This is a genomic window from Candidatus Nitrosopumilus sp. (assembly GCF_029882185.1).
Taxonomy (GTDB): Archaea; Thermoproteota; Nitrososphaeria; order Nitrososphaerales; family Nitrosopumilaceae; genus Nitrosopumilus.
Map to the genome: position 1 here is coordinate 24,110 of NZ_JAOULD010000004.1, position 25,128 is coordinate 49,237.

At 33.4% G+C, this 25,128-nt stretch carries 33 protein-coding genes; 11 read left to right on the forward strand and 22 right to left on the reverse strand.

Going from position 1 to position 25,128, the window contains the following annotated elements; translation table 11 throughout:
- The first annotated feature begins 26 nt into the window (after nucleotides 1–26).
- Complete coding sequence (locus tag OEW78_RS02150; protein ID WP_300323375.1) at nucleotides 27–1,175, forward strand: tRNA (guanine-N1)-methyltransferase; 1,149 nt, start codon at nucleotides 27–29, stop codon at nucleotides 1,173–1,175.
- Here the strand turns inward: OEW78_RS02150 and OEW78_RS02155 are convergent.
- From OEW78_RS02155 to OEW78_RS02165, 3 genes are read right to left on the reverse strand one after another with little or no spacing between them, the layout of a single operon-like run.
- Complete coding sequence (locus tag OEW78_RS02155; protein ID WP_300323377.1) at nucleotides 1,165–1,758, reverse strand: RlmE family RNA methyltransferase; 594 nt, start codon at nucleotides 1,756–1,758, stop codon at nucleotides 1,165–1,167. The two genes, OEW78_RS02150 and OEW78_RS02155, sit on opposite strands and share 11 nt — an antisense overlap.
- A complete protein-coding gene (locus OEW78_RS02160) occupies nucleotides 1,755–2,489 on the reverse strand; it encodes a transcriptional regulator (RefSeq protein ID WP_300323380.1) in 735 nt (244 codons plus the stop codon). The genes OEW78_RS02155 and OEW78_RS02160 overlap by 4 nt, the downstream gene beginning before the upstream one ends.
- Nucleotides 2,490–2,544: 55 nt before the next feature.
- Entirely contained in the window at nucleotides 2,545–3,009 is a 465-nt protein-coding gene (locus OEW78_RS02165) for a hypothetical protein (RefSeq protein ID WP_300323383.1), read from the reverse strand.
- Nucleotides 3,010–3,113: 104 nt separating this feature from the next.
- Here OEW78_RS02165 and OEW78_RS02170 point away from each other — a divergent pair, with 104 nt between their 5' ends.
- From OEW78_RS02170 to OEW78_RS02185, 4 genes are all read left to right on the forward strand, one after another.
- Nucleotides 3,114–5,207 carry an AAA family ATPase gene (locus OEW78_RS02170; protein WP_300323387.1) on the forward strand — a complete coding sequence of 698 codons (2,094 nt, stop codon included), beginning with the start codon at nucleotides 3,114–3,116 and terminating at the stop codon, nucleotides 5,205–5,207.
- A gap of 98 nt (nucleotides 5,208–5,305) precedes the next feature.
- Nucleotides 5,306–7,444, forward strand: a complete 2,139-nt coding sequence (locus tag OEW78_RS02175; protein WP_300323389.1) for a biofilm-associated protein — start codon at nucleotides 5,306–5,308, stop codon at nucleotides 7,442–7,444.
- 39 nt (nucleotides 7,445–7,483) lie between these two features.
- Nucleotides 7,484–7,996, forward strand: a complete 513-nt coding sequence (locus OEW78_RS02180; RefSeq protein WP_300323392.1) for an adenine phosphoribosyltransferase — start codon at nucleotides 7,484–7,486, stop codon at nucleotides 7,994–7,996.
- Nucleotides 7,996–8,787, forward strand: a complete 792-nt coding sequence (locus OEW78_RS02185) for an S-methyl-5'-thioadenosine phosphorylase (protein ID WP_300323395.1) — start codon at nucleotides 7,996–7,998, stop codon at nucleotides 8,785–8,787. The genes OEW78_RS02180 and OEW78_RS02185 overlap by 1 nt, the downstream gene beginning before the upstream one ends.
- On the opposite strand, the gene OEW78_RS02190 is transcribed toward OEW78_RS02185, so the two are convergent.
- Genes OEW78_RS02190 through OEW78_RS02205 form a run of 4 tightly spaced genes read right to left on the reverse strand, consistent with a single transcriptional unit; the run spans nucleotide 8,784 to nucleotide 10,114 of the window.
- Nucleotides 8,784–9,068: a hypothetical protein gene (locus OEW78_RS02190; protein WP_300323399.1), complete on the reverse strand. Its 285-nt coding sequence runs from the start codon at nucleotides 9,066–9,068 to the stop codon at nucleotides 8,784–8,786. The two genes, OEW78_RS02185 and OEW78_RS02190, sit on opposite strands and share 4 nt — an antisense overlap.
- 7 nt (nucleotides 9,069–9,075) lie before the next feature.
- Nucleotides 9,076–9,474 carry a hypothetical protein gene (locus OEW78_RS02195; RefSeq protein ID WP_300323402.1) on the reverse strand — a complete coding sequence of 133 codons (399 nt, stop codon included), beginning with the start codon at nucleotides 9,472–9,474 and terminating at the stop codon, nucleotides 9,076–9,078.
- A 22-nt stretch (nucleotides 9,475–9,496) separates the two neighbouring features.
- A complete protein-coding gene (locus tag OEW78_RS02200; RefSeq protein WP_300323405.1) occupies nucleotides 9,497–9,850 on the reverse strand; it encodes a hypothetical protein in 354 nt (117 codons plus the stop codon).
- A gap of 45 nt (nucleotides 9,851–9,895) precedes the next feature.
- Complete coding sequence (locus tag OEW78_RS02205) at nucleotides 9,896–10,114, reverse strand: hypothetical protein (RefSeq protein WP_300323408.1); 219 nt, start codon at nucleotides 10,112–10,114, stop codon at nucleotides 9,896–9,898.
- Between the two features lie 17 nt (nucleotides 10,115–10,131).
- On the opposite strand from OEW78_RS02205, the gene OEW78_RS02210 reads away from it, so the two are divergent.
- Nucleotides 10,132–10,644, forward strand: coding sequence for an Hsp20/alpha crystallin family protein (locus OEW78_RS02210; protein WP_366523012.1), 513 nt, complete (start codon nucleotides 10,132–10,134; stop codon nucleotides 10,642–10,644).
- Here OEW78_RS02210 and OEW78_RS02215 read toward each other — a convergent pair whose 3' ends face one another.
- From OEW78_RS02215 to OEW78_RS02245, 7 genes are all read right to left on the reverse strand, one after another.
- Nucleotides 10,645–11,763, reverse strand: coding sequence for a DNA topoisomerase IV subunit A (locus OEW78_RS02215; protein ID WP_300323414.1), 1,119 nt, complete (start codon nucleotides 11,761–11,763; stop codon nucleotides 10,645–10,647).
- Nucleotides 11,750–13,618 carry a DNA topoisomerase VI subunit B gene (locus OEW78_RS02220; RefSeq protein WP_300323417.1) on the reverse strand — a complete coding sequence of 623 codons (1,869 nt, stop codon included), beginning with the start codon at nucleotides 13,616–13,618 and terminating at the stop codon, nucleotides 11,750–11,752. Before OEW78_RS02220 ends, OEW78_RS02215 begins: the two co-directional genes overlap by 14 nt.
- A complete protein-coding gene (locus OEW78_RS02225) occupies nucleotides 13,605–14,177 on the reverse strand; it encodes a KH domain-containing protein (protein WP_300323420.1) in 573 nt (190 codons plus the stop codon). Before OEW78_RS02225 ends, OEW78_RS02220 begins: the two co-directional genes overlap by 14 nt.
- Nucleotides 14,174–14,953, reverse strand: a complete 780-nt coding sequence (locus OEW78_RS02230; RefSeq protein WP_300323423.1) for a serine protein kinase RIO — start codon at nucleotides 14,951–14,953, stop codon at nucleotides 14,174–14,176. Before OEW78_RS02230 ends, OEW78_RS02225 begins: the two co-directional genes overlap by 4 nt.
- Nucleotides 14,954–15,029: 76 nt before the next feature.
- On the reverse strand, nucleotides 15,030–15,326 hold the full coding sequence (locus OEW78_RS02235) for a DUF424 domain-containing protein (RefSeq protein ID WP_300323426.1): 297 nt from the start codon (nucleotides 15,324–15,326) through the stop codon (nucleotides 15,030–15,032).
- Complete coding sequence (locus tag OEW78_RS02240; RefSeq protein ID WP_016940216.1) at nucleotides 15,326–15,748, reverse strand: translation initiation factor IF-2 subunit beta; 423 nt, start codon at nucleotides 15,746–15,748, stop codon at nucleotides 15,326–15,328. The genes OEW78_RS02235 and OEW78_RS02240 overlap by 1 nt, the downstream gene beginning before the upstream one ends.
- Nucleotides 15,749–15,817: 69 nt before the next feature.
- Nucleotides 15,818–15,964, reverse strand: coding sequence for a DUF5679 domain-containing protein (locus OEW78_RS02245; RefSeq protein ID WP_300323430.1), 147 nt, complete (start codon nucleotides 15,962–15,964; stop codon nucleotides 15,818–15,820).
- 249 nt (nucleotides 15,965–16,213) lie between these two features.
- On the opposite strand from OEW78_RS02245, the gene OEW78_RS02250 reads away from it, so the two are divergent.
- The 4 genes from OEW78_RS02250 to OEW78_RS02265 all read left to right on the forward strand — a co-directional run bounded on the left by OEW78_RS02250 (nucleotide 16,214) and on the right by OEW78_RS02265 (nucleotide 19,221).
- Complete coding sequence (locus OEW78_RS02250; RefSeq protein WP_300323433.1) at nucleotides 16,214–16,714, forward strand: hypothetical protein; 501 nt, start codon at nucleotides 16,214–16,216, stop codon at nucleotides 16,712–16,714.
- A gap of 71 nt (nucleotides 16,715–16,785) precedes the next feature.
- Nucleotides 16,786–17,931, forward strand: coding sequence for a DUF373 family protein (locus tag OEW78_RS02255; RefSeq protein WP_300323436.1), 1,146 nt, complete (start codon nucleotides 16,786–16,788; stop codon nucleotides 17,929–17,931).
- 130 nt (nucleotides 17,932–18,061) lie between these two features.
- Nucleotides 18,062–18,805: a polyprenyl diphosphate synthase gene (gene uppS, locus OEW78_RS02260; RefSeq protein ID WP_366523016.1), complete on the forward strand. Its 744-nt coding sequence runs from the start codon at nucleotides 18,062–18,064 to the stop codon at nucleotides 18,803–18,805.
- Nucleotides 18,802–19,221, forward strand: a complete 420-nt coding sequence (locus OEW78_RS02265) for an NUDIX domain-containing protein (protein WP_300323439.1) — start codon at nucleotides 18,802–18,804, stop codon at nucleotides 19,219–19,221. Before uppS ends, OEW78_RS02265 begins: the two co-directional genes overlap by 4 nt.
- On the opposite strand, the gene OEW78_RS02270 is transcribed toward OEW78_RS02265, so the two are convergent.
- Genes OEW78_RS02270 through OEW78_RS02280 form a run of 3 tightly spaced genes read right to left on the reverse strand, consistent with a single transcriptional unit; the run spans nucleotide 19,201 to nucleotide 21,653 of the window.
- On the reverse strand, nucleotides 19,201–19,941 hold the full coding sequence (locus OEW78_RS02270; protein WP_300323441.1) for an orotidine 5'-phosphate decarboxylase: 741 nt from the start codon (nucleotides 19,939–19,941) through the stop codon (nucleotides 19,201–19,203). The genes OEW78_RS02265 and OEW78_RS02270 overlap by 21 nt on opposite strands.
- Nucleotides 19,922–20,602 (reverse strand): hypothetical protein, encoded by a 681-nt coding sequence (locus tag OEW78_RS02275; RefSeq protein WP_300323444.1) that lies wholly within the window; start codon nucleotides 20,600–20,602, stop codon nucleotides 19,922–19,924. The genes OEW78_RS02270 and OEW78_RS02275 overlap by 20 nt, the downstream gene beginning before the upstream one ends.
- Nucleotides 20,603–20,651: 49 nt before the next feature.
- Nucleotides 20,652–21,653: an adenylosuccinate synthetase gene (locus OEW78_RS02280; RefSeq protein WP_300323447.1), complete on the reverse strand. Its 1,002-nt coding sequence runs from the start codon at nucleotides 21,651–21,653 to the stop codon at nucleotides 20,652–20,654.
- 80 nt (nucleotides 21,654–21,733) lie between these two features.
- Between OEW78_RS02280 and OEW78_RS02285 the strand changes: the two genes are divergently transcribed.
- Nucleotides 21,734–22,195 carry a hypothetical protein gene (locus OEW78_RS02285; protein WP_300323450.1) on the forward strand — a complete coding sequence of 154 codons (462 nt, stop codon included), beginning with the start codon at nucleotides 21,734–21,736 and terminating at the stop codon, nucleotides 22,193–22,195.
- Here the strand turns inward: OEW78_RS02285 and OEW78_RS02290 are convergent.
- The 5 genes from OEW78_RS02290 to OEW78_RS02310 all read right to left on the reverse strand — a co-directional run bounded on the left by OEW78_RS02290 (nucleotide 22,192) and on the right by OEW78_RS02310 (nucleotide 25,125).
- Nucleotides 22,192–22,473, reverse strand: a complete 282-nt coding sequence (locus tag OEW78_RS02290) for a Fe(2+)-trafficking protein (protein ID WP_300323453.1) — start codon at nucleotides 22,471–22,473, stop codon at nucleotides 22,192–22,194. The genes OEW78_RS02285 and OEW78_RS02290 overlap by 4 nt on opposite strands.
- Before the next feature lie 138 nt (nucleotides 22,474–22,611).
- A complete protein-coding gene (locus tag OEW78_RS02295) occupies nucleotides 22,612–23,412 on the reverse strand; it encodes a helix-turn-helix domain-containing protein (protein WP_300323456.1) in 801 nt (266 codons plus the stop codon).
- Nucleotides 23,413–23,453: 41 nt separating this feature from the next.
- Nucleotides 23,454–24,422: a nitroreductase family protein gene (locus OEW78_RS02300; RefSeq protein WP_366523013.1), complete on the reverse strand. Its 969-nt coding sequence runs from the start codon at nucleotides 24,420–24,422 to the stop codon at nucleotides 23,454–23,456.
- Between the two features lie 39 nt (nucleotides 24,423–24,461).
- Nucleotides 24,462–24,611: a hypothetical protein gene (locus OEW78_RS02305; protein ID WP_300323460.1), complete on the reverse strand. Its 150-nt coding sequence runs from the start codon at nucleotides 24,609–24,611 to the stop codon at nucleotides 24,462–24,464.
- Nucleotides 24,612–24,741: 130 nt separating this feature from the next.
- Nucleotides 24,742–25,125: a hypothetical protein gene (locus OEW78_RS02310; protein ID WP_300323463.1), complete on the reverse strand. Its 384-nt coding sequence runs from the start codon at nucleotides 25,123–25,125 to the stop codon at nucleotides 24,742–24,744.
- Nucleotides 25,126–25,128 lie beyond the last annotated feature (3 nt).

The window sequence follows — 25,128 nt, forward strand, 5'->3', positions numbered from 1 at the left end:
AGACGTTTAGAAAAATTGAAAACCAATTGGAATTTCCAGACGAAACTTTTCAAGAAATAATTGAGGGTAAAACAAAACTACTAGTCCCAAAAAAATCAATCACAGATAAAGTTCCTCCAATGAAACCTGCATTTTTTAATCCCAAAGCAAAGGTGAATAGAGATTTTTCCATAATTGCATATTCAGCTTTTCTAAAAAAATTTCAAGGTCCAAGAATTTTCTTAGAGGGTCTATCAGGAGTTGGTGCAAGAGGATTACGAGTAGCAAATGAATTGGATGTTGAAAAAGTGATAATCAATGATCTTAATCCCACTGCGCTAAAAATGGCAGAGTATTCAGCAAATCTAAATGAAATAAAAAATATAGAATTTTCTGAAAAAGAAGTATGTAGATTTTTTAGCAACTATTCAAAAAAAGGAGAAAGAGGTTCAATAGTAGACATAGATCCATTTGGCTCGCCTGCAGCATATTTTGATTGTGGGATTAGAGCAACTATGCATGGAGGCATATTATCAACTGCAGCAACAGACCTTCAAGTCTTAAACGGTCTCTTTCAATCTGCCTGTAAAAGAAAGTATGGAGGAATTCCAGTTAGAACAGAGTACGGAAATGAAATCGCAATTAGGCTAATACTAGGTGCACTGAGAGCAGTAGCAGCAAGATTAGGCGTGGAAATTACTCCAATGTTTGTGGAAAGTGAAATGCATTACTATAGAACATATGTCAAAGTTTTCAACAGACCAGATCAGAAAGAAAATCTAGGATATATTCTGCATTGTAAAAATTGCGGGTATAGAGAAATCACATTAGAGCAAGAACAGGAATGCAAACTATGTAAATCAAAAATTAGCATTGCAGGACCATTATGGATTGGAAATCTTTTTGACAGAGAATTTGTTCAAAATATGCTGGATGAAAACTCTGAATTAGAAACAGACAAAATTTGTGAAAAAACACTTCTTAAATGCCTAGAAGAAGCAGACATGCCTGGAACTTATTTTACAGTAGATGAAATTGCGTCTTTAATGAAATCATCGCCACCAAAATTAGAAAAAGTAATTTCAAGGTTAAAAGAAAACGGATTTTTATCTAGCATAACAGCATTTAATCCAACAGGATTTAGAACCAATGCAAATATCAACGAGATAATAAAAATTTTTGAAACTATCCAATAAAACCTAAACATACAAGATACAATTCACTACTTTGTTTTCTACTTGCGTCAGGTTTTGTGAGATTAACTCTAGAGAATTTTTTCTTCACATAATCTCTAAATTCCATAGAGTATTCACCGTCAAAAACTTTGAAGACAGCATTTCCTTTATGTGCTAAAACTTTGTCCATGATTTTTGTACAGTCATAATTCAGTGAAATTTGTTTTGCATGATCAACGGACCAATTTCCGCTTACTTGTGGTGAAAGATCACAGATAACTGCATTAACCTTACGTCCAAAATAAGATAATACTTCATCAACTACATGTTCATCTTCAATATTTTCTCGTATAATATGAGCACCTGGAATTTCTTCCACATAAGACAAATCAACTCCCATAACTTTACCTTGATTTCCAACTAATTTCATAGCCATTTGAGTCCAACCTCCAGGAGCACATCCAAGATCCAGAACATTGAATCCAGGCCCTATAAGACGGTATGAACGATTTAATTCTTGTAGTTTAAACGCAGCTCTGCTTCGAAAACCTTGTTCATGGGCTAATCTACGATAGTGATCTTTTCGTGCATCAGCTAGTTTCATTTGGCCTTCACAGGTTTTTTCAATTCAGCAAGTACCCAATCCTCAATGAACTGGCAGTTTCTAGGACTAATTTCACCTTCTAGTGAACATTTCTGCTCTACAGGACAAACTAAACATGGTGCATTCTCAATTGATTGAGTGCTAATCGGAGTCTTCTTTAAAATTAATTTGTACGTCCAACGATTATTCTCAAGAAGTTTTTCCCTTGTGATTGTACCCATTCTTTCAAGTTTTAATGCTAAACGAGAACCAATTTGATTTGTCAGTTTAAGCTTTTTCCATAATTCACCTTGGAACATTCCATCAGATTCTTTCTCAGCCAAAATATCACAAACTTTGTTTGTCAATCTTTCCATGTCAACTTTTTCTATTTGGAAATTTTCAATTTCTTCGTCAGATAATTGCTCTTCTAATTCTTCTTCTAGTGTTTTCTCAGCTTCTCTTTTAGCTTCTTCTAATTCTTTTTTAGTTAATTTTTTTACTTTTTCAGGTTTAGCTTCTGCTTTTTTTGCTGTTTTCTTTGCAGGTTTAGCTTCTGCTTTTTTTGCTGTTTTCTTTGCAGGTTTAGCTTCTGCTTTTTTTGCTGTTTTCTTTGCAGGTTTAGCTTCTGCTTTTTTTGCTGTTTTCTTTGCAGGTTTATCATCAAGAATTTTCTTTTTCTTTTTTAACTCATCAAGATCAGCCTTGATTTTTTCTGCTTCTTCAATCAGAGTATCTTTTTTCTTTGCCATCAAATCACCTTAAATTTTAATTTCAATTTCTTAATTATCAATCAGTATTTAATTCCTATTTAACAGTAAAAGTTCCTTTAGCAGAGATATTCTTGAGTTGTTTTGAGACCATTTCTATGACTATATCATACGAACCAGGAATAGTAATTACCTCAGAAAATGTGTCTCCAACTGGAATTATTTTGCTTCCAGATTCAAAACATTGTTCAAAGAATCCGCCTTGTGTAATTACGTCACTTTTTCCAGAAGAATAAACTGTAATGTATAGATCTCCACAACTAAATGAAGAATCACTGATTTTAACTTGAATTTCAACAGGTTCTGATGTAGAATACTGCTTAGATAGTCCAATTATTTCAATTGAGGCATTGTGAGAAGAGCCCCCATCAGAAAAAGACATGGGCAACAGGTTTAGTTCTCTATCAGGTTTTTGAAGAACATCAGACAAAACTGCAGCACCAAACACTATTGAGAAAATTACAGGTAAAACAAATACAACAAAAACTCGTTTAGTAGCCATTTTGTTTTAAAATCTATAATTCCCTTATATCTATTTAGCAAAATTTCAAGGGTCAAGATCAATTTGACGAATGAGTTAAATCGTAGCCAACTAAATATCGCTAGATGCGACTTAGAAAATTCAGAGTTAGAGCATATCGTTGCATTCATGATTCTGGAGAAATTACAGTTGGAGATTTAGCAGCTTTTGTAGGAAGAAATGAAAGTGGAAAAACTACAATTCTTCAAGCACTGACACTGTTGAATAAAGATGAAGAAATTTCAGAATTAGATCTTTGTGACGAAATGAATGAGGAATTAAAGGAAGAAATGAGACTAGCCGAAGGTGAGTTTGATCTAAGTCAAAATGAAATCAGCATCATTAAAGAAAAATTTCCAGGACTGCCAGAAATAAAGAAAATTAAATTATTTAGAACGAATCAAAATCCAAGGGTCCAATATGAATTTGAAAATATCAAACTCGGTGAAGATGGCAATGAAGGATTAAACTCTTGGGAGAATTTCTCAAGACAAATTTTTAGTTTCTTAGATACCATTCCAAATCACCTGAGAATCCAAATTGATACAAAATTCTTTGAAGGCGAAGTTCCAAAAAACCAAGAAGTGTTTGATAGAGGAATGGCAGAATTTAGCAATCAATTTCACGTCATAGCAATTCAAGAGCCCAAAGTCATTGAAGAATGGGAGAAAATCTATGATAGTCCAGAAAGTCAATTTTCAAATCTTCTAAGTGGAGAAAGTGAAAAAGTCGCGTTGCAAAATTTTATTGCATCAGAATTACATCCAAGATTTGTTTATTTTTCAGATTACAAAAAAATCTACGGAAATATCAATCTCAATGAATATCTCAGAGAAGAAAGTGGCAAACGTCCAGATTCAATAGAGTTTATTGAAGAATTCGACAAAGCAGAGACAGTTAGAAATCTATTCTATTTAGCAGAACTAGATATCAAAGAGTTAGACGAGGTCAAAGAGAGTCCTTCAAAATGCATTAAACTTCTCAATGCGGCAAGTAATAGATTAAGTAAAAAATTAAATCCAGCATGGAAAGGTGATCCCATCCATGTTGACTTGAGATATAATCCAGGCAACATAATGAGTGTTGTAATTTCAGATGTTCACAGAGATGGAACTATTACAAACACAGGATTGTTAAACAGAAGAGCCGAAGGTTTCAAATGGACATTTTCATTTATTGTCAACTTTGCAGCTGAAACACAAAGAGCAGAGTTAAAAGAAGCAATACTACTATTAGACGAACCCGCAAGAAATTTACACCCTACACAACAGATGGGAATTTCAGATTTACTGAAGAATTTGGCTGGATCAAACCAAGTATTATATGCAACACACTCACCATTTATGATATTTGATTATACACCAGGAAACTTACTTGTGGTAGAACTAGACAAGAGAAAACATCTCAGCAGAATATTTTATGATTATTGGAATGCGGATGATAAAACACTGACACCTATTTTATATGGACTTTGTAGGGGTCAAGTTGAATCCATTGTAGATAGAGAAATAGGAACAAACTCAAGGCCAATAATCATAGTAGAAACAATGTCAGATGCAATGTATCTTAATGCATTTGACAAATTCTTGCAAGACCCAAATATTTCAATGAATCCACTAAATGTAGTTGCAGCATATAACAAAAATTCAGTTTTACCATTAGCAATATTTTACAGAAACCACGGATATAGAACATTTGTTTTATTAGACAACTCTGAAGAATCAAAACAGATCTCTGCTCAGCTTGTTTCAAATGAATTTTCACCAATACAAACTATTTTCTTTGAAAGAGAAGGTAAGAAGCTGGAATCAATTGAAGATTATATTGCTCTTGAAGATTATTTGTATCCAGTAAACCAAACCTATGAAATTAAGCTAAGGAGAGAAGGCTTTTCCAACCTTTCCCCTCAAGACCTTACATCTAAAGAAGGCAAAGGAGTTTTAGAAAAATTGAAAAAAATTTGGCAAGATCATAGAGATGAGGATTGGGGGGAATTCAATAACGAGGAGATTACAAGATACATCTGTGAGAAGATTACATTAGAAGAAACCAGTTTTCTATCAGACAAAACCAAAGATCAATTCAGATCATTATACAGACTAATTGCAGAACGTATTAGACAATACCAAAACGAAGGTACAAAACTGGACTTGGACAAATTTCAAAAGGCCAAGCATTAAGATTTAAGAAGTTTGCTCATGAAAAGCACTAAACTGAGAAATAGAAATACGAGGAAAAATCTTTAAGGTTTAAGTGAGAGATATTGAATTTGAATTACATGAATAGATCCTCTACTAGAGGAATTTTCCTAGCAATTGCATTGTTACTTTCAACAGTATTAATGATATTGCCATCAGATATCTATGCTGAAGAAATCACAGTTACCAGTATTGCGTTAGATGAAACATCAGTAATGGAATTGACAAATGATTCAGATAAAGAAGTCAACACTTTGAGAATTTGGCTTGGAAGTGATTTTAATTTCAAGTCATTTAAAACAGAAAAAGGATGGGTAGGAGAAAAGAATGCCCAAGGAGTAATTATTTTTACATCATCAGAATCCATCAAACCTGGAGAATCTGTAAAATTTGGAATAAAGACAGACAAGCCAATCACAGGCATTAATTGGAAAGTTTTAGATAAAAAGAATACACAAATTGACACAGGAATTACATCTCCTGGAGAAATAAAGAAAGTTGTTAAGAATCCAAAACCAAATCAAAATTCAGGGACAGTTGGTCAAGGCATATTATTGAAATCAGAATTTAGAATAGTCCCAGAAAAACCAAATGTGGATTCAACAATCAGAGTAACAGGAGACAATTTTGGATCATCACAAGAATTTGATTTTTATATTGATTCTAAGAAACTGGGAACTTTTGTGACAGATGAAGAGGGTCATTTTATAACCACAATGAAAATTCCAAAGGAGCAAAAAGCTGACAGAGTAGATTTCATTATAAAAGACAAAGAAGGTCAAGAAAAGAAATTGAGTCTCAGAATTGGAGAAAACATCAATAGAATTCCAGATGACGTAAATACACCACTTACAGTTAAAGGAATTCCAAAAATTGTTCATAGAGGAGACTTTTTAGAAATTTTTGGAACAGCATCTCCAGGTAGTGGTGTTTCGATAGAGATTATGGGACCAGACAACAATATCATCAGAACAAGGACAGCAGAAACAGACAGTAAAGGAAATTGGAAATTAGATTCATTACTAGTTCCATTGGATAGACCATTTGGTAAGTACATAGGAACTATTTCAGATGGAAGAAATACAATAACTGGAGAGTGGGAAATAAAATCAGATAAAGTAATCATCATTACTCCTAACAATTTAAAATATGAACCAGGTGAGACCATGAAATTTAATGGAACAGCATTACCCAACAAATCAATTGAAATAGTATTAGAAGATCCTTTAGGAAAAGAAATTGTTTCAGATATCGTCAAAGTTGATGAAACAGGATTTGTAAAATTTGAATTCCCTACTACACAAAGCACTCCAGAAGGAACATACACATTGATTGCAACGCAAGAAAAAGAAAAAGAATTCACATATGCAGGACTGGGTCAACTTCCAACAATTCCTGTAAATTTGGAATTTGATAAACTCAGTTATAAAATTGGAGAGACAGCAGTTATTACACTATCAGGAAAAGCATCAGAGGTTGTCAATTTGTTAATTATTGATCCTTCAGACAAACCAAAAGGAAAATCAACATCCATCACTTTACAACCAGATGGACGAGGAACCCACACTCTAAAGTTAGATGGTTATTCATCAGGGGTATATACCGCAGTTATCAGTAAAGGTACTGCACAAAGTTCAGAAGTTTTCACAGTAGGCCTGCAAACAGGTTCTGGAGAAATCAAAATCAATACAACAAAGTTAGATTACCATCCAGGGGATTCAATTTTGGTTTTAGGTGAAACAGGTTCAAACGTTCTTCTCACAGTAACTTTGATCAATCCAGAAGGTGAAGAAGTGAAGATCAAAGAAACATTTTCAGACAAAAATGGAAAAATTTCAGAAGGGTCATTTAGGGTTCCAACAGATGCAAAGAGAGGAGAATGGATAATTAATGCAAAAAGTGGATCAAACTTTGACAATGCAGTAATCAATGTTGTCAGAGAAAAATCTGAAGGCATGACAATAGAAGTGGGAATAGGACAAGAAATTCCAGGGTACGGTAAAACAATCAACATACATGTTTTCGGAGCTTCGCAAACAGTTGAACTTGATATTATTGCAGAAGATGGAGAGATTATTGACGAATTATCATTCCCAGCATCAAAAGAAGGTGAAATTAACCAACCATGGATAATACCAAAAGATACAGAGCCTGGAACATATACGATCAAGGTCTCAGATGCACATAGTAATGCAGAAACAACATTTAAAATTGAATAGGTTCAAACAATTTTATTTCAGATAATCATGACACTGATCATGAATCTTAAGGACAAAATTGCAGAATATCCAAATTTCCCTAAAAAAGGCATTTTATTCAGGGACTTTAGTCCAATTTTAAAAGATCCATCTTCATTATCATTTATTGCAGATGAATTTTCAAAATATTTCCATCCAAAAGATGTGGATATTTTTGCAGGGATAGAGTCAAGAGGATTCATTCTGGCCTCAATTTTAGCCTCAAGATACAACAAAGGAATGATGATGATTCGGAAAGATGGGAAATTGCCCGGTAAAACTACAAAATTAGCATACACGATTGAATATGGAAAAGATACAATAGAAATTCAAAAAGACATCATCAAAAAAGGAGAAAAAGTACTAATTTGTGATGACTTGCTTGCAACAGGTGGTACCGCTAAAGCATCTGCAAAATTAATTGAAAAAGTTGGAGGCAAAATTGTAGGGTTTGCTTTCATAATAGAATTAGTTGAACTTAACGGAATCAAAGGAATCAGTAATTATAAGTGTAAATCATTGGTGAAATATTAATGGAAAAAGATGTAGAAATAGGAATTTTTGGAGGAACAGGAATTTACGATTCAGGTTTACTTGAAAATCCACAAGAAATTGATATTGATACACCATACGGAAAACCTTCAGACATAATCACTGTTGGAATTTTCAAAGGAAGAAAAATTGCATTTCTTCCAAGACATGGAAAAAAACATGCAATCCCCCCACATAAAATTAATTTCAAAGCAAACATTTGGGCTTTTAAAGAATTAGGTGTCACCAGAATTATTGCACCATCAGCTGTAGGAAGTTTAAAAGAAGAGTTCGAACCAGGTCATTTTGCATTACCTAGTCAATTCCTAGATTTTACAAAATCAAGAGAGGGAACGTTTTCAGAAGATGGAAGAGTAATCCACATTTCAGTTGCAGATCCTTTTTGTCCAGAATTGCAATCATCAATTCTACAAGTAACAGATAATCTGGATATGAACATGCACAAGTATTGTACATATGTCTGTATTGAAGGTCCGAGATTCTCTACTAAAGCAGAATCAAAATTTTATAGAACTACAGGCGCAGATATTATTGGAATGACACTAGTGCCAGAATGTCAACTAGCAAGAGAAGCACAAATGTGCTATGCATCAATTTCTACTGTTACAGATTATGATGTTTGGGCAGAAAAACCAGTTACAGCTAAAGAAGTTCTTGAAACACTTTCAAAGAATGTAGAAAGAACAAAGAAAGTTTTAACTGAATTAATTGATAAAATTCCTAAAACAAGAAGTTGTTCATGTGCTAAGGCATTAGAAGAAGCAGAATTCTAGTCATCTACAAAGGATTCTTTTGTGAGACCCTCTGGAAGAGTCAAATCTCCTTGGAGTAAATTTCTCTGGAGTAATAAAATTACTTCATCTACATCATATCCTAATTTTTTTAATTCCTTTTCAGTTGTTTGGGAAAGCTTTGCACCAATATTTTGTCCACCAATTCTACCAAATGCAATAGCAGTAAAACGAAACTCATGGTCGTCAATTGTGAATTTACCAGTAATTTTAGCAGCCATTTGGCTTCCATGAATATTATTAATGTGAACTTTGAGTTCCATGTCAAAATTAAATTTCTACAGCTTTGTTAACATTGTCATCAATCAAGAAGCTCCAATGTTTATCATCTTCAATTTTGAAATCTTTAACCTTCAAAGGAATTACTTTCTCATCAAGGCACTCATGTTTGATTTCTCCATTTTCTTTTAGTTTTACCAATTTCCATTTGTATTTGCCTTGTTGAAGTTTGCATACAGAAACACCCCATTTTGCATCAGGATCTATTTTGGGCATTCCTACCAAGTCTGCTAGTTCTTCTATTCCAAGTTGTTTCTCTTCACAGAATTTTTTCTTGCAAACACCACATCTCCAAACATCAACTGAACCTATGGTTCGTTCATCAATGTTGATATTTATCACACCAAAGTAAACTGGCTGATGTTTGCAGGTTTCAGTATCGACACTCAACGTTGTTCACCCAACATTAGTATTATTTAGTTCTTGCATCATCATAGGGTTTTTCCAACATCACTCCTATGTTATCAACTATTTTGTTTCGCTTAAATTCAATATTTTGTCTTTCACACATCTTTCTATACATATTCACAGCAGTGAATCTAGGATGCATTGCTTCAAATTCGGTGGGGGAAATATCAATAAAGGCACCAAGAGACATTAGATCTTGTGATGCTTTTTTAGCATCATTTGTAGAGATTTTTAATTTTTCAGCGATTGATTCAAAAGACATTTTTCCAAAGCATGTAACCAACAAGTAAACTTTAGCTTGGATTGCATCTAAACAAATTTCAGATACAAGATCTTTTTCAATTCCAGAATAAGACATTATTTTTATTAATTATCATGACAACATAAAACATGATCTATACAATTATTTTTTGACCAAGATTTTTTTAGAAATTTTTAATGAAAACCCCATCGCAATGAAATGAACGATTGCACCTAAAATTGCAGCATAAATCAAATTATCTAAAATGATCCAGATAAGAACAAACGTAATGATGGAGGGAATTGTGATTATTACTGCAATAAGAGCACCTCTTAGTGCAATTTGACTGATTGAAAGTTTAGATTGTTTACCATCAGACAATAGTTAAAATTTCAAAAATGGTAATAAAAACCAAAGATACTTTATATTTGGCAGACAATAATTTTTACTGTTTGGCAAGTTATAAGGGAACATATTCAAATGAACAATCTTTGAATTTTGTAATTCCCATCATCATAATTCTGTTTTTAGGCATAATCTACATCATGACACAAAGAGCAGATTCAGGTTTTGTGAGTTTCATTCTAATTGGTGCAGCAGCACTTACAATGTTTTACTGGGCCAGAGTTCTGAAAAGAATGGCAAAAGATCAAAAACCAATTTACACACAAGCAAGAGAGCAAGAATCAAAGAATTGGGTTTATGATTTGATAAAAGGAGAAAACGAGTTTGTTTTTGTTGCAGAAGTTCCAGGTCCAGAAGATAAAATTGCAGTTAGACTAGTAGATGGCATATTATACATCAGAGGAACTGCAGGATTTTCAAAAGAAGTTCCTATAGAAGGAGTAAACGATATGCAAATTTTTGATTTCAAATACAGAAATGGTGTATTGACACTAAGAATAAAATAACTATAGACTTTTTGCTAATTCTAATTTTTGTGGAAGATATTTGTCTGTAATATTTGTGAGACCATATTTTGAGAAAGCCTCCAATTCTGCTTTACGTTTTAATCTTAGAAATACATCTAATTCTTTTTTCCAAATTCCATCTTGGTATCTAGGATCTTTTTGAAGATCATAGCATCTCTTAATATCAGATTCAGTCATAGGAATAGTTGGCAGTTTGTATTTTTCAATATCAGTAGCCCAAACACCTACCCATTTTGCATCAGGCACTGTAAGTTCTCTAAGATGAGCTGCATTTGCTGAACCGGATTTTATAACCATTGCAATGTGTTCTCCATACACATCTCCGTCAGTGAGAACGATTACAGGCAATCCCATTTCATCATGCAGTCTCTTTAACAGAGTTCGAGTTGAACGTGGTGCTTGTCCACCAGTGTTAATGATGATTGATTTGAATTTTTTATCAATTTGTTCTTCAACAAATCTGGTGAAAAGGCCACCTTTTTCGATTGCAATGACAATTTCTGCACTTGTATCTACTAATTCGGCAGTAGTCAAACTAGGACCTATAGAATAACCATCAGGATGATTTGACAAGTTCATAGTTTTTCCCTCATAACCAGGAATAGTGTATTCTATGTTCAAATCACCAAAAATAGAGCTTCTCTCCTCAGGGAAGATATGAAAATCTTCTCGAGGTTTAGATGTCACAGCTTCTAAATCTACGATGATATTATCTGACTCTGATTGATCTTCAAATTCAATAGCGAAAGCCTGAGAAGAATAATAGACATCTCTTAATGTAGATGACTTTTTTTCATGAGTTAATCTATTTGCAAAAAATGCCAACCACATTAATTGTGTAAATGATCTTAATTGTGCAGAATTTCTTGAGTTTCTTATAGCTGCATTATTTCCCAAAATATATTGTCGGAGTTTTTTATCATAAACTATGTTACTGACAGATCTGCTCGGGATTGAGAATTTGGGGAATTGTCCATTATCCAAATCATCATAAATTTTGGCACCATGACTTTTGAGCATCTCTAGGATGTTTTTCTGTTTTTCATCAGCTTTCTTGCTTCGTGCATTTATCTTGCTTTGTTCTTTAGTTGTTTTCAATTTCTTTTTCCTCCTCTACTTTTTTAGATTCAACTGTATTATCATCCAATATTTTCTGATAATTAGGTGCTTTTTTCTTACCAGCAAGTTCTGTACAAAATTCTGCAATTAATGGAATATATTTTGCATAAAGATTTGCCCTCTTTTTTGCCATATCAGCCTGTCCCCTTTTAGACATGTATGCTGCCAATTTTCTTGATAAGAATTGTAATGCCAATCTTAATTCCCTCTCAATTTCCTGTCTGTCAGCAACATTTTCTTTTCCTGCTGTTTTGTATGGTATCCTAGTTGAACAAATATGAGATACTATGATGAATGGAGGATCACCTTTTACCTTGTATCTTCCCCAATCAGTGTCATTGACTACTTTTAGAACCACATCACTTCCCTCATCATACAGTAATGGAATTCTGTTAGCATAACGATACACATGTGGCCCTCCAGACTTGATATCCCCACCATATGCAATTCCCATCTCAACAATGAATGGAAAACCAGAGTATGCCGAGGGCGGACGCTGAACAACTGCGGTAAAATCAGGGTTAAAGAACTTCTTGATTCCCTTTTCTAATGGATCTTCTCCCAAAGGAGCCAAGCATGTAGAATCAGGAGCCATAAAGTCTTCAAATTTTTGAAGTGAATCACTAAGCTGAACTAATTCTTCATTAGACAAAGTACCCATCCGTTTTTCTGGTTTAAATCCTGCAAATTCTGCAAATTTCACAGCAGTTGTAGGACCAATTCTTTGAAATCGTTTTGTAAGAAATGTGGTAAGAGGTTCACCTTGAACAGTATTAGTTAATTGTTTGTAGTATGGACTTTCAGGATCCATATCAATGGAATTTGATTGAGACTCACCAAAATCCCAATAAAATAATTTATTATTTGGCATATCAATATCTTCAATTCGTATTTTGCTTAATTTATCAAAATCCATTTTTAAAAATGACATCAAAGCAATTACAACTCTTACTTGACGTGGAAGTGTTTTCCATTTCTTCTTTGCTTTCTCCATAATTCCTGTAAAACTAAAACTTTTTGCAGATAATCCCAAATCCTTTCTTACTTTTTCAATCATCGCATCGTCAATAGTAGGAATTTCAAATTGAGATTCTACTATCATTCTTCTAATTCTTTCTACATCAATCCCATGTGGATGAGGACGAATGATTGTTGGTGGTGGTGGAATTTCTTTTACAAATCTAGGATGACTGAATTTTTGCCCTTTTGGATCATCAAAAGTAATAGATGCGTATGGTGTGATCAAAGAAGTTTCATAGACATAGTCTCGTATTTTGTTTCCAGCTTTAGAATAATCACCTTCCAAGCAAATACTTACAGTAAGTCCTTTTTTTGAAACTTCTTTCGTTGTATGTTGTACAATTACAGGTTTATTCTTTTGAATGTCAAGTAATAATTCAAAAATATGTTGAGTTGCGCCATCTACAGAGCTTTTCACAGTTACTGGTTTGTTAGTTGTGATTTGTCCATAAAGAATAGCCATAGTTGCTCCGAGTCCAAACATCCCTCTTGCCTGTTTTAGTCCAAATTTAGAACCATATAGAACAGTTCCAAATGCAAGTGGAATATGCTCTGCGTCTATTCCAGGTCCATTATCTTTTACGGTCAAAATATAGGGTTTAGGATCAGGTTTTTCAGGATCAACTGCCTTGATTGTCAAATGGACATCAGGTAAAATCCCCTTTTGATCACATGCATCCAACGCATTTTCAACAAACTCTCGAACAGCTGTGTATAATGATCTTGTAGGATTACTGAATCCAGCTAAATCACGATTACTGTAAAAGAACTCACTAGGAGAAATCTGATTAAATTTTTCTTTAATAGAAGACATCTTGATCTTCCCACAATTTCATTTTCTCTTGTTTTTCTTTTCTATTTGCAGCTTCTAATTTTGTATAAACAGCACCATGCATACTTCCACTAGATATAGAGGAAATTGCATCAACTGCTAAACGTAGTTTACTTGAATCGCCAATAATTGAAACAGTTTTTCCATAAACTGAGATATGAGTACCACTAAGATTTTCCATGTTTCGTCTTGCTCTACCACCTTCTCCAATAATCCTCCCTTTTATCCTTTCAACATTTGCATTAGATTTTCCTGCGAATTCTCTAAGATCTATTACATGTAATGCATTTTCACCTTTTAGTAAAGTCATTGCATTTTCAGGAGAAAAGCCTCGACCGATAGCAGTAACAATCTCCATAGCTTTGAAGGGTTGTATTTTTTCTACATCACCTTCAGACTTGATAAAAACTTCACCAGTATCACCGTCAATATCAAGAGAAACATAACAAGCAGTTTCAATTTTTGATTTTACACTACCAGATTTACCAATTAAAACAGCAATACGGTCATTTGGAATGCGAATTAATTTTTCAAAGCTCATTTTACAATCTCCTCAAATAGTTCATCTGGATCTTCAATAGGGATTCCTCTTTTATTGAAGAATCTTCCAATGTTATTAATATCTCGTTTAAGAAATTCTTGAGCATTTGGATGTCTAAGATCAACGCCAGATCCTAAATCAAAAACTACTAACCCATTCTCAGTTTTAAAAATATTATATTCTGAAAAATCACCATGAACTAATTTTGCTTTCTTGTACAGATCCTTGAGTATGGATATAGCTTGAAAATAGTCAGTTTCATCTACTTCTGAATACAGTAAAGTTTTGGCAGGTTTCCCGCCATCACCTACAAATTCCATAGCTAAAACGTTGTTAGTCACATATAGAGGTCTAGGGACTGGAATTCCAGCCTCATAACACTGAGTCAGATTTTTAAATTCTTTTTTTGCCCAGAGATAAACTAAATTTTTTGTACCTTTTTTTACATGAGAAAATCGTGGATCTCCAAGAATATACGGTTCACGTTTTTTAAAATTTGAAGTACTTACCAAATAAATTTTCAGAGCAACATTAACATCGTTTTCATCAACACCCCAGAAAAGGACAGATTCTTTTCCAGCACTTACAGAACCGTTGACGTATGCAATAATATGATCAGTAATCATTTTGTATAAGGTCATAACAGTTGGTTTGTCTAAAACTTCATTGACAACTTTTCCTTTTTTAAAACCATCATCCAAATGTTTTCGATGTCGTTTTGCAAATAGTTTATCATCTATTTTAGATTCTAATTTTTTACTAAGTATATCAGTCATTAAATGAAATTTCCCTCACCAGATATAAGAGATCTCTATTATAAACAAAAAAAGTTTGCAAAGTCAAATCAATCTATTACATATTAAAAATTATTAAGAAGGGAACATCTGAAACTGTTTTAACTGCAAGTTCTGAACCAATTCCAAGTTTAAGAGATAAAGATACAGTTTCTTTTCCAGCCATGTTAATTATTGATGAAGTTTTCAATAGAGATTCAGCTTCATCTTTCTCAACAAATCTTTCTCCGTAATAGCTTTCACTTATGTGCATAGTTAGTTCACCTTCAATGATTTTTTTTCCCAAAAGATCAACATCACAAATATTTAACATAGATTGGTTTTGGTAGTTAGTAGTTCGTACTGAGAATTGCATTACGCATATTTACCTTTCAAAGTAGATTTTGCTCCGCATGCCTCACAAATTAAAAATGATATTCTATTTTCTTTGAGGATTTTTGTATCAGGACTTTTACATGTTGGACATTCAAGATAATCCTTAACGTAGATTTGAAATAATCTTGTAAAATCATCAGGAGCTCTTCTACCTACAAACATAGCCTTATCCCCTAATCTTTCTGCTGGAACGGCAAATTCTTTTGAAAGGTATTGTAGAACTTTGTCTGGATCTCTTCGTAAAACCTTTGGGAATTCTGAGAAATTTCGTAAGAAAGTCTTTTGGCCTTCCCACATCACATCTACCACAGGAAGCTCAAATCGGGTTTGTGATTCTTTATCGGTATCACCCAGCTTGTCCTGAATACGTTTAAGTAGATTCTCGTAATCTGTTTTAGTCACTAAAAAATAATGTATGGTAGACCCTATATGGGTTTTGAAAAAGAGAATCGTGTGGACCTTGTTTGATGCCTAATCCATCTTTCCTATACGGAAGACGTTTGTACCACATGTTGGACACGTACCTTTTACAGCAGGACGTCCGTTCTTTAGAGTAGTTTCTTTGGGATCTTTAATGTCCCTTTTTGCTCTGCATTTTACGCAATATGCTTGAACCATTATGAAATTTGTCAAACTTGGTGGTATTTAGGCAGAGGCTGTGAAAATTATTTCACTATAGACTAGATGTGCGTAAATTTTTTAGGCATCAAAAAATCAATTTTGTGTGTAATTTCAAATATCGGGATGGTTTTTTAGAAAAATATCAATAAGAAGCAGAAAAATGATGTTTTTTCAAAAATTTGTTTAGAAAACTAAGAACTTATCGATTATTATCAATTATAAACTCCTTATTAATGAAAAAACAAAATGGCGTCAAAAAAAGGAATAGTAGTAACAGTGATTATTTTAGCAGCAATAACGGGTGCGAGTTTTTTGCTATATGCTATTCCTCAGAATGATCCTACAACATTCATAGTAACTGACTATGAGAATTATTTGGACGGGGTAAAAAAAATCCATGAGGTTTTACAAGAATCAATCGAACTTGAATATCAAAACATGCAAAGTGGGAAAATATCCCCTCAAGAATATATTGCAATGACTGAAGTGACATCGTCTCAAGTAACTGCACAGATTAGTGAGTTTGTGACATCAAAACCATCAGAAGAATGGCAAACAAGTTATATCAATTACATGGATGCTTTAAAATCATTCAACTCGTACATTGTAGAAACCAAAGTTTTAGCCAGCATGATTGAAAATGAGAGTAATGAAGAGGAAATGAATAAAATTTTAGAAAAGATAGAATCTCTAAAAAAAGAGTCAGTAGAATTTGTCAAAATGTCTGACCAAACAAGGCCAGATTAGCCTCAATACCGAATTTTACTATTCATATTGGTTGGAAATCGTTAAAAAGCAATTATGTAACTAGAATTAGAATGTCTCATCAAAAAGGTAGAGTTGAAAAAGAGGTTAATGCATCTACCGCAAACAGATTACTAGTAATTTGTATTGATAGAGATAATGATGTAGGAGAAAAAACAGGAATTCTCACACCAGTAATTGGGAGAGATGCATGTATTGAAGCAGCTCAAAGATTAGCTTTGGAAGATCCAGAAGATGCAGATTCAAATTCCATTTTTGCGGCAATTAAAACATATGAAGATTTAGTCAGTAAAGGTTACCAAGTAGAAGTTGTAACTATTGCAGGAGTTAAGGATAGAGGAGTTCAGGCAGATGAAAAGATTCTTGTTGAAACAAGAAAAGTTTTAGAAAATTTTTCTGCAAACGGTGCAGTAATTGTATCAGATGGAGAAGATGATGAAAGTGTTATTCCTGTAATTCAAAATGTACTTCCAGTAGTTTCAGTACAACGAGTTGTAATGAAAGTAAGTAGAAGTGTAGAGTATTCTTATGCAGTGTTTGGAAAATATCTTAAAATGCTTGTGTATGATTCAAAATATTCAAAATTCTTTTTAGGAGTTCCAGGAATTCTTTTGTTGATCGGAGGAGCAGCTACAGTGTTTGGATATACTGCAGAAATATTTGCAGTGCTTGTTAGTATTCTAGGTGGTGCATTTTTGATTAGAGCATTTGATATAGACAGAATATGGTCAAGATGGGCAAAACCAACACCCATGGGTTTTATCAGAATTTTTACTATGATAGCAGGAGTTTTACTTATTCTTTCGTCAGTTCCAGCTGGAGTTAGTACTGTAGATACAGAATTGATTGAAGCAGATACAGAATTGATTGCAAAAGTTACAAACAAAGTGATTGTTGGACAATTTGTATCAGGGGCATTACCAATTTTATGGATTGGTATGGGCGCAATCTTTGCTGGAACATTACTAAGTAATTGGATGGGAGGAATTCCAAGACAAATTAGTGACATTTTAAGAATTGTTGTTCTAGGTGCCCTTTATCCAACAATATTTCAATTCACAAATATCATGATAAACGATGAACCTTCACTTACTCTAATTCCCCCACTATTGGGAGGCTTGGCAGTAACATTGATTTCAGCCACAATTCTATTCAAAAAATATAGAAAACATAAAGATCAAGAGATGATTTCAGACTAATTTATTCTATGAATAATTATGTTAATATCTGAAAAACACTGATATCTTCAATCATGTATGAATCATCAAGTGGTGGTATGATATTAGCAAGATTAAAGATTTAGTTTTTCAATTATCGGGACTCTATAAGATCTATGGAAAAAGATTAGAAAGTGAAATTCAGAATGGGGATATTCCAAACCATGTCGCTTTAATTTTAGATGGCAATAGAAGATGGGCAAAAAGACATCTATCGATGCCAAAAAGTGGACATTGGAAAGGAGCTGATGCCGTAGAAAACCTTCTTGATTGGTGTGAAGAATTCGATATCAAAATTGTCACCTTATACGCACTTTCAGCAGAAAATCTCAACAGAGATGACGAGGAATTGAAATACCTCTATGAATTAATCCGTTTGCGATTAGAGAAATTACTCAATGATCCTCGAATCCATAAGAGTCAGATGAGAGTAAAAGGAATTGGAAGAATTGAATTACTTCCAGAATCCATCAAGAAAGTTCTAAAACAATTAGATGATGCAACAAACGAATATGACAATCATTTTCTAAACATTGCACTTGCATATGGTGGACAAAATGAACTAGTTGATGCTGTAAAGAAAATTGGAGAGAAAATCAAAGAAGGATCATTGGATGTAAAAGACATTAACAAACAAGAAATTGAATTAAATCTATACACATCACATTTACCACAATCATCTCCAGACATGATATTAAGAACGTCAGGAGAAAAAAGATTAAGTGGATTTCTCATGTGGCAAAGTGCATATAGTGAATTAGTCTTTATGGATATTTTTTGGCCTGAATTTAGAAAAATAGATTTAATGCGGGCGATTAGGACTTATCAAGAGAGGAAAAGAAGACTAGGGAAATGATTGAAGAAACATCTGCAGGAATTGTATTATTTCGAAAAGAAGGTACAGGGAATTTATTTTTGCTTTTACATTATCCTTCAGGTCATTGGGACTTTGTAAAGGGGAAAATGGAAAAAGGCGAATCAATTAAAGAAACAGCAATTAGAGAAACACAAGAAGAGACTGGAATCACAGATATTGTTTTCTTAGAAAACTTTGAAGAATGGATTGAGTATAATTTTCAGTATCAGGGAGAATTAGTTCATAAAAAAGTTGTATTTTTCTTAGCTGAAACAAAAGAAACAGATGTCAAGATTTCACATGAACATCTTGATTATACATGGATGGATTACAATACTGCAATGGAAAAAACTACATTTGATAATGCAAAGACAGTTTTAACAAAAGCACAGATGTTACTTTCCAAAACTCTGTAGTTGTAATTCTTTTGCAACATCTACAGGGTTTTTAGCATTCAAAATTGTTCTTCCAACAATCAAGTAATTAGTCCCAGAGGAAATTACTTCATTTGCGTTTCCACCTTGGGTCCCTACACCAGGGGAGAAAATACTCAAATTTTTTCCTGCTTTTTTAGAACAAAATTGAATAATTTTTGGAAAAGTAGCTCCTACAACAATCCCATCAACCTTTGAAGTAAGTGCCCAATCTAAAAACAGTTGGTACAATTGTTGCTTTTTACCCATTTTGATTTCCATATCGTATGATAATTTGGCCTCAGGTGCACTCATGTGACATAATGTAATTACCCCTTTTCCATTTTTGTGAGCAGATTTTACAAGATTCTTTAGACTGTCAAGACCCATTATTGGATTTGCAATTACTGCGTCAAATCCCAAAGCCCATAAATTCTCAGATGTTACTCTATTGGTATTTCCAATATCATTAAGTTTGATATCTGCAATTGTTTGTAATCCATACTTGTGAGCTGTTTTGTTTATGTTTAGAATTTCTTTTCCACTCAAAGGTAAAAGTAAGTGGAAATTTAGTTTAATCCCGCAAAGAAATGGATGTAGTTGTTTGATATTTTGAATAGTTTTTGATTCTAAATTTTTTACAGAGGGATCATAATCATTGGCAAGAATGACTTTGCCATTAGTTTTTGAAATCTGTGAAAGTCTAGTTTTGAAGGTGGCCATAATCTACTAGTGGATGAGTGTCTTTTAATTTTATTATTTTGATATAAGAAAAACCATGTTCAGAAGGATTTTCTACGAAAGTAGGTTGAGAGCTGTTTGAAGTTGTAAATTTCAAAAAGGGTTTTTGTGGATCAGAATCCAAGACAACATGACAAAAATAAGATGTTCCTTCATCATTGAAATTCATAAAGACACCAATTAGCCATTTGTTATTATGTGGGAACAGGAACAACGGGAACGGAATTTCTTCAAAGCCCCAAGTGAGCTTTGCAAGACTAGACATATCTTCAAGTTGGATTGGTTGATATCTATCTAAAGTACCATTTCCAGGTTGGAGTGTTTTAGGGAGAGATTTTATTCTAACAATTGGAGAATATAGCTTGCTAGCGTCAGAAGTTGTGTCTACAATTTCAGATTCTTCTTTTCCTCCTTTTAGACCATAGCAAAGATAATGACCATTATTTTCTAGATGAGTGTAATAGACAATGGGTTTTTCTTTTAAAACATCCATTTGTACGGATAGAATTTTTTTTCCATTATAATCGTGTAAAAATGAAACGCGTGGAGCACGTTCTAATGCACAGACGAGCCTAGTAAATTCTAAAGTTGAATGAACTTGAATGTAGCGTGGTAATTTATCAGTAGTTTGTAACTTGTCCACAGGGATTACAAGTAGATTAACAAATTAAACTTATCCAAAAAAAAGGAGCCTAGATTCTTCTATCAACAACATCGTTGACAGCTGGACCAGTTCCAATAATTGTAACAGGCGTGTTTAATTCTTTTTCAATATTTGTGATGAATGCTTTTGCATCATCAGATAGTTCATCGTAAGAAGTTTTTCCCGCACAATCTGTAAAGATCACATCTAGTTTGGTGATTGCAATTTGTGTTGCGCTATTAAGCATGATTGCACGCCTAGCTAAATCAAAATCAAAATCTGCGGCTCTTCTTTGACGACCAGTAACAGTACCAAATTCAGACCAGCCTTTTTTTTCTGCATCCTCAAGAGAAAGTTCTTTGTCAAGAGGTCCAGTTCCAACACGTGTAACATAGGATTTGAAAACAACAATTACTTCATTCACTTTGGTAGGACCAAGACCAATATCAGCACAAATTCCAGACGCAGTGACATCTTTTGAGGTTACAAATGGATATGTTCCATGCCACAATGAAAGAAATGTGCCTTGGGTTCCTTCTACTAAGACATTTTCATTTGCGTCAAGTGCAGAATTTACCTCTAATGAGACATCAGTGATTAATGAAGATAAAGAATCAAAATCTTTTGCAAGTTTTAAAACTCTCATTGCACGATCAGCATTTGCAGGACCTGTGCCTGAGCCCGTGCTTCCAATTTTTTCTTTTAATTCACCTTTTGAATCTCTGTTTAGATGAATTTCTTCAATAATTCCACAATGTTTGTCAATAAATGCACGACCCGTAACATCAAAATCTTGAATTTCCTTGTTGAGAACATCAGGGTTGATCACAACACCAGGTCCAATCATTACTTTAGCATTTTCATTTAAAAATCCACTAGGAAGCATTCTTACTTTGTACACTTTATCTCCATCTCTAATTGTATGTCCAGCATTTGGACCAGCGCCACCACGCACAATAATTTTTGGGTTATCTTTGATTGCCAAATATGAGATTATCTTTCCTTTGCCCTCATCACCAAAAAATCCTCCAACAACAACAGTAGATGTCATGTTGTTCAGCTTCTATTTCGTTTATTTAAGCTAAAGTATTTTCACATGATTTTATATTCAACAGTGATTCGTTTAGATCGATGGTTGGCGAAAACTTTGCAGGAAATATAATTATCAATTTGGCTAATTTGCCGGATTTTCTAAGAAATCCAATTTTAAAAAAGAGGATGATAGAATTCTTTTCATTATCAGAACCTGAAAAAATGGAAGTTATTAACAACGCATTAGAAGCAGGACCTACAATTCCTTTTCCTAACTTTTCAAAACTTTTCAAAACATGGCTTAAAATTTTAACATTATTAACAGAAGAACAAAGAGAAGGACTTTTTTCAGCTTATATCACCGAAGTTGCACGATCACCACAAAAACTAATCACTTTCAACATTGATGGAATATTAGAGATATTTTTGACATTGGAAGAAAACGAGAGAGACATACTTTCCAACACCATTAAAAAAATAATCAGCGATTTGGATGAAAATTCCAAAAAACGAATTATGTTAGTTATTCCAGAAAATGCTAAAAAACATTTGAAATTTTAGGCATTTGTAGGTTCATCAGGCTTACGATTATCTTCATTAGTATAATCAATCACTTCCCCTTCTGAAGACAAAACACCTACAAAGATTTTTTCATGTTTTTTTAATAATTTTCTGTGATCTAACATAGACATGTCTAATTTCATCTCATTCATGACCATAATTTGATACTCTTTCCATTCAGCCCAGCATTTGTTACATGTTGGGTACTTTGCAGCGACAACTCCTAATTCTTCGCTATCAGGAATAGAATTTTTGCATTTGGTACAAGTGCGACTCATGAAAATTATGAATACTAAACTCCTTTTATCTTTTTTTGAATGTAAAGAAAAAAGGAATAAAAAATTATTTGTTTTAGATTCAACTCCACGGGGATTCACCTACCAAATTGGGGATGAAAATGGACACAGAATTACGTGTTATTCTTTTAATTTACTCTCTTTGAAAACATCAGAGCCATACCAACAATATCTGAAATAGTCAAGACACCACTCATGAAACATTGGATCCTCTGAATAAAACATCTCACTAATATCAGCCTCCCCATCAACTGTTGGAAACATTATGCATGCCTCTTTCTCATTCATTACAAGTACTGTTTGAACATTTTTTGCCATTTTTCTTTGAATTAATCCGTCATCTATCAATTTATCAAATCCCAATTTCTTGAGAAGGGTTTTTCTTCCTTTTGGAACTACTGCAGATTCAGAAAAAACATAATCAAACTTTACACCTTTTTTGACTTTCTTTATCAGAGGCTCTATCAAGTCTAAAGGAACTTCTGACAATATTTCATAGATGTAATCATCAGAATTTTTGTAAACATTTTTCCACTGTTCCATTATTTTAGAAAAACCCTTAACATGTTGACTTGCTGCTAATTGTCCACAACGCATTTTGAATTTATGTGGAATTTCTCCAAAATTATGTTCTTCAAAATATGTCCTATTTTGTGTAAGAAAAACTAATGATGGCACTTGAGTACATACTGTCTGTCCAAATGTCGTTAACGTGTACTTTCCATCAGTTTTCTTTTCAATTAAACCGCTTTCTTCCAATCGTGTGAAATTTCTATGTACTTCTTGCTTTGTTGCATCAATCTCTTTTGCTAATGCAGTTGGAGTAGAAGTTTTTTCTAATAACTTGAATAGAATTTGCATTCTTTGAGGACTAGCTAAATCAAGTACATAATTTGCAGTCTCATCAAATAGATCGGTCAATGATGACACTACTCAATACAGGATAAAAATGATTACAGATTTTATTCTATAACTTTGATGAGTTCTTTGAGTTTCCTTCTTGATTTTGGAGGTTTTTTCTTGTCTGGATAGCCAATGCAAAGAATTGATGAAGGTCTCAAATCAGTGCCCAGAATTTTCTTAACTTTGTCCTCATCAAACATTCCAATCCATATTGTACTCAACCCTACACCCGAGGCTGCCAATAGCGAAAATGCGGCTGCAATTGTAGCATCTTGTAATGAGAATTTCTCTAATATCTCTGGAGGGAATTTCAGTTTAACTCTAGAAGGCTCCATACAAAATACCAAAACTATTGGTGCATTGACATAAGGTTGCTTGTTTGCAGCCTCTACAAGGGCTTCTTTGGTTTTTTCATTTTTAATTAAAAATACTTGGAATCCTTGAAAGTTTCCTGCAGTGGGAGCAACATCAGCTGCTGATAGAATTTTGTCAACTTTCCAATCCTCAACTTTAGTTTTAAGAAATTTTCTAGTTGAACGTCTAGTTGAAAATACTCTGAATAAATCCGTAGGAGAAAGATCTTGTCTGATTTTTTCAGGTTCTGAAGACAATATGGCTTCAATGAGGGATTGTTTTGGATTTTTTGTAGTAACATCTTCTGATATTTTATCATCATCTCGAATCCAAACAGAAGGATAGAATTCTTTTGAACCAATGTAAACATATTGTGGTTCATGTGGAACTTTGGCAAATTCTAAAACTTGTTCTTGTATTTCACTAGTTTTTGCCTCAAGCAACCTATGATTTGTTAATGTGAATTGTGTGACATCAGAATTAACTCTGATAAAGCTAGATTGATCTTCTAATTCAACTTCTCCAGTAGAATTTTTTTTTAAAATTTCAACTAGTTTTTCTAATTCATTCTTGTTGAGAATAATAACATCTATATCGTCCTCATCAACTCCTTTCCAAACAAGTCTACACCCTTCTTTTGATGTGTATGATGCTTCTACTGTTTGAAATTGCATTATAGTCATATCAATAATCATAAAAAATAAGGTTTGTTGCTAGCCAAAGATTCCACTAGCAACAGAGTATGCTCCAATACCCACTCCAATCACTACACCGATTCCCATGCAGAGAAGGTCAAATTTTACGACCTTTTTGAAAGGGGCATGAACCATTTTATCCCAGTTTGAGATTTGTTGTGATTTCATGATTATAGTTAGTAATAGTAGTAGATAGAATCTGGTAAAACTAGTAGATTACAAGTAAGCTATACAGCTGACCAAGGCATATGGTCAATTTTGACGTATCTGTATCATGAGAATTTTAATTATGATCAAATTACTTTTTTAATGATTTTTTTGTTTTATGAGCTGCCTTTGTTCCCATTTTTAACACCTTTAACTTCTTAACCAAACTTACTGCTACTTTTAAAAATTTGAATGCAGAGAATATTGGAATCAAAGCCAACATTACAATATCAATCCAATATTTTTTTACAAATTTTTTTGGATCATTGACTTTTCTGTATTTTATTACCAAATCAGATACTAGTAGTACAATTAATGGCCATATCAGAATGTCAAAAAAGAGTTTCCATTCTTTTGGTAAGTTGATTAGAGGTTCTGCAAGACCTATTACTTTGTATTCAAATGAAATTATGCCAATAAAGAACCACAATACAACTACCATTGTTGCAATGTCTAAGATCTTTGAGATATTCAATTC

Coding starts and splice junctions, on each gene's coding strand:
- OEW78_RS02265 (WP_300323439.1), top strand. CDS start 18,802: ATGATTGAAGAAACATCTGCAGGAATTGTATTATTTCGAAAAGAAGGT.
- OEW78_RS02185 (WP_300323395.1), top strand. CDS start 7,996: ATGGAAAAAGATGTAGAAATAGGAATTTTTGGAGGAACAGGAATTTAC.
- OEW78_RS02235 (WP_300323426.1), bottom strand. CDS start 15,326: ATGCAATTCTCAGTACGAACTACTAACTACCAAAACCAATCTATGTTA.
- OEW78_RS02180 (WP_300323392.1), top strand. CDS start 7,484: ATGAATCTTAAGGACAAAATTGCAGAATATCCAAATTTCCCTAAAAAA.
- OEW78_RS02255 (WP_300323436.1), top strand. CDS start 16,786: ATGTCTCATCAAAAAGGTAGAGTTGAAAAAGAGGTTAATGCATCTACC.
- OEW78_RS02200 (WP_300323405.1), bottom strand. CDS start 9,850: ATGTCTTATTCTGGAATTGAAAAAGATCTTGTATCTGAAATTTGTTTA.
- OEW78_RS02250 (WP_300323433.1), top strand. CDS start 16,214: ATGGCGTCAAAAAAAGGAATAGTAGTAACAGTGATTATTTTAGCAGCA.
- OEW78_RS02245 (WP_300323430.1), bottom strand. CDS start 15,964: ATGGTTCAAGCATATTGCGTAAAATGCAGAGCAAAAAGGGACATTAAA.
- OEW78_RS02270 (WP_300323441.1), bottom strand. CDS start 19,941: ATGGCCACCTTCAAAACTAGACTTTCACAGATTTCAAAAACTAATGGC.
- OEW78_RS02225 (WP_300323420.1), bottom strand. CDS start 14,177: ATGAGCTTTGAAAAATTAATTCGCATTCCAAATGACCGTATTGCTGTT.
- OEW78_RS02305 (WP_300323460.1), bottom strand. CDS start 24,611: ATGAAATCACAACAAATCTCAAACTGGGATAAAATGGTTCATGCCCCT.
- OEW78_RS02160 (WP_300323380.1), bottom strand. CDS start 2,489: ATGGCAAAGAAAAAAGATACTCTGATTGAAGAAGCAGAAAAAATCAAG.
- OEW78_RS02280 (WP_300323447.1), bottom strand. CDS start 21,653: ATGACATCTACTGTTGTTGTTGGAGGATTTTTTGGTGATGAGGGCAAA.
- OEW78_RS02230 (WP_300323423.1), bottom strand. CDS start 14,953: ATGACTGATATACTTAGTAAAAAATTAGAATCTAAAATAGATGATAAA.
- OEW78_RS02170 (WP_300323387.1), top strand. CDS start 3,114: ATGCGACTTAGAAAATTCAGAGTTAGAGCATATCGTTGCATTCATGAT.
- OEW78_RS02285 (WP_300323450.1), top strand. CDS start 21,734: ATGGTTGGCGAAAACTTTGCAGGAAATATAATTATCAATTTGGCTAAT.
- OEW78_RS02190 (WP_300323399.1), bottom strand. CDS start 9,068: ATGGAACTCAAAGTTCACATTAATAATATTCATGGAAGCCAAATGGCT.
- OEW78_RS02175 (WP_300323389.1), top strand. CDS start 5,306: ATGAATAGATCCTCTACTAGAGGAATTTTCCTAGCAATTGCATTGTTA.
- OEW78_RS02290 (WP_300323453.1), bottom strand. CDS start 22,473: ATGAGTCGCACTTGTACCAAATGCAAAAATTCTATTCCTGATAGCGAA.
- OEW78_RS02300 (WP_366523013.1), bottom strand. CDS start 24,422: ATGCAATTTCAAACAGTAGAAGCATCATACACATCAAAAGAAGGGTGT.
- OEW78_RS02220 (WP_300323417.1), bottom strand. CDS start 13,618: ATGTCTTCTATTAAAGAAAAATTTAATCAGATTTCTCCTAGTGAGTTC.
- OEW78_RS02165 (WP_300323383.1), bottom strand. CDS start 3,009: ATGGCTACTAAACGAGTTTTTGTTGTATTTGTTTTACCTGTAATTTTC.
- OEW78_RS02155 (WP_300323377.1), bottom strand. CDS start 1,758: ATGAAACTAGCTGATGCACGAAAAGATCACTATCGTAGATTAGCCCAT.
- OEW78_RS02210 (WP_366523012.1), top strand. CDS start 10,132: ATGGTAATAAAAACCAAAGATACTTTATATTTGGCAGACAATAATTTT.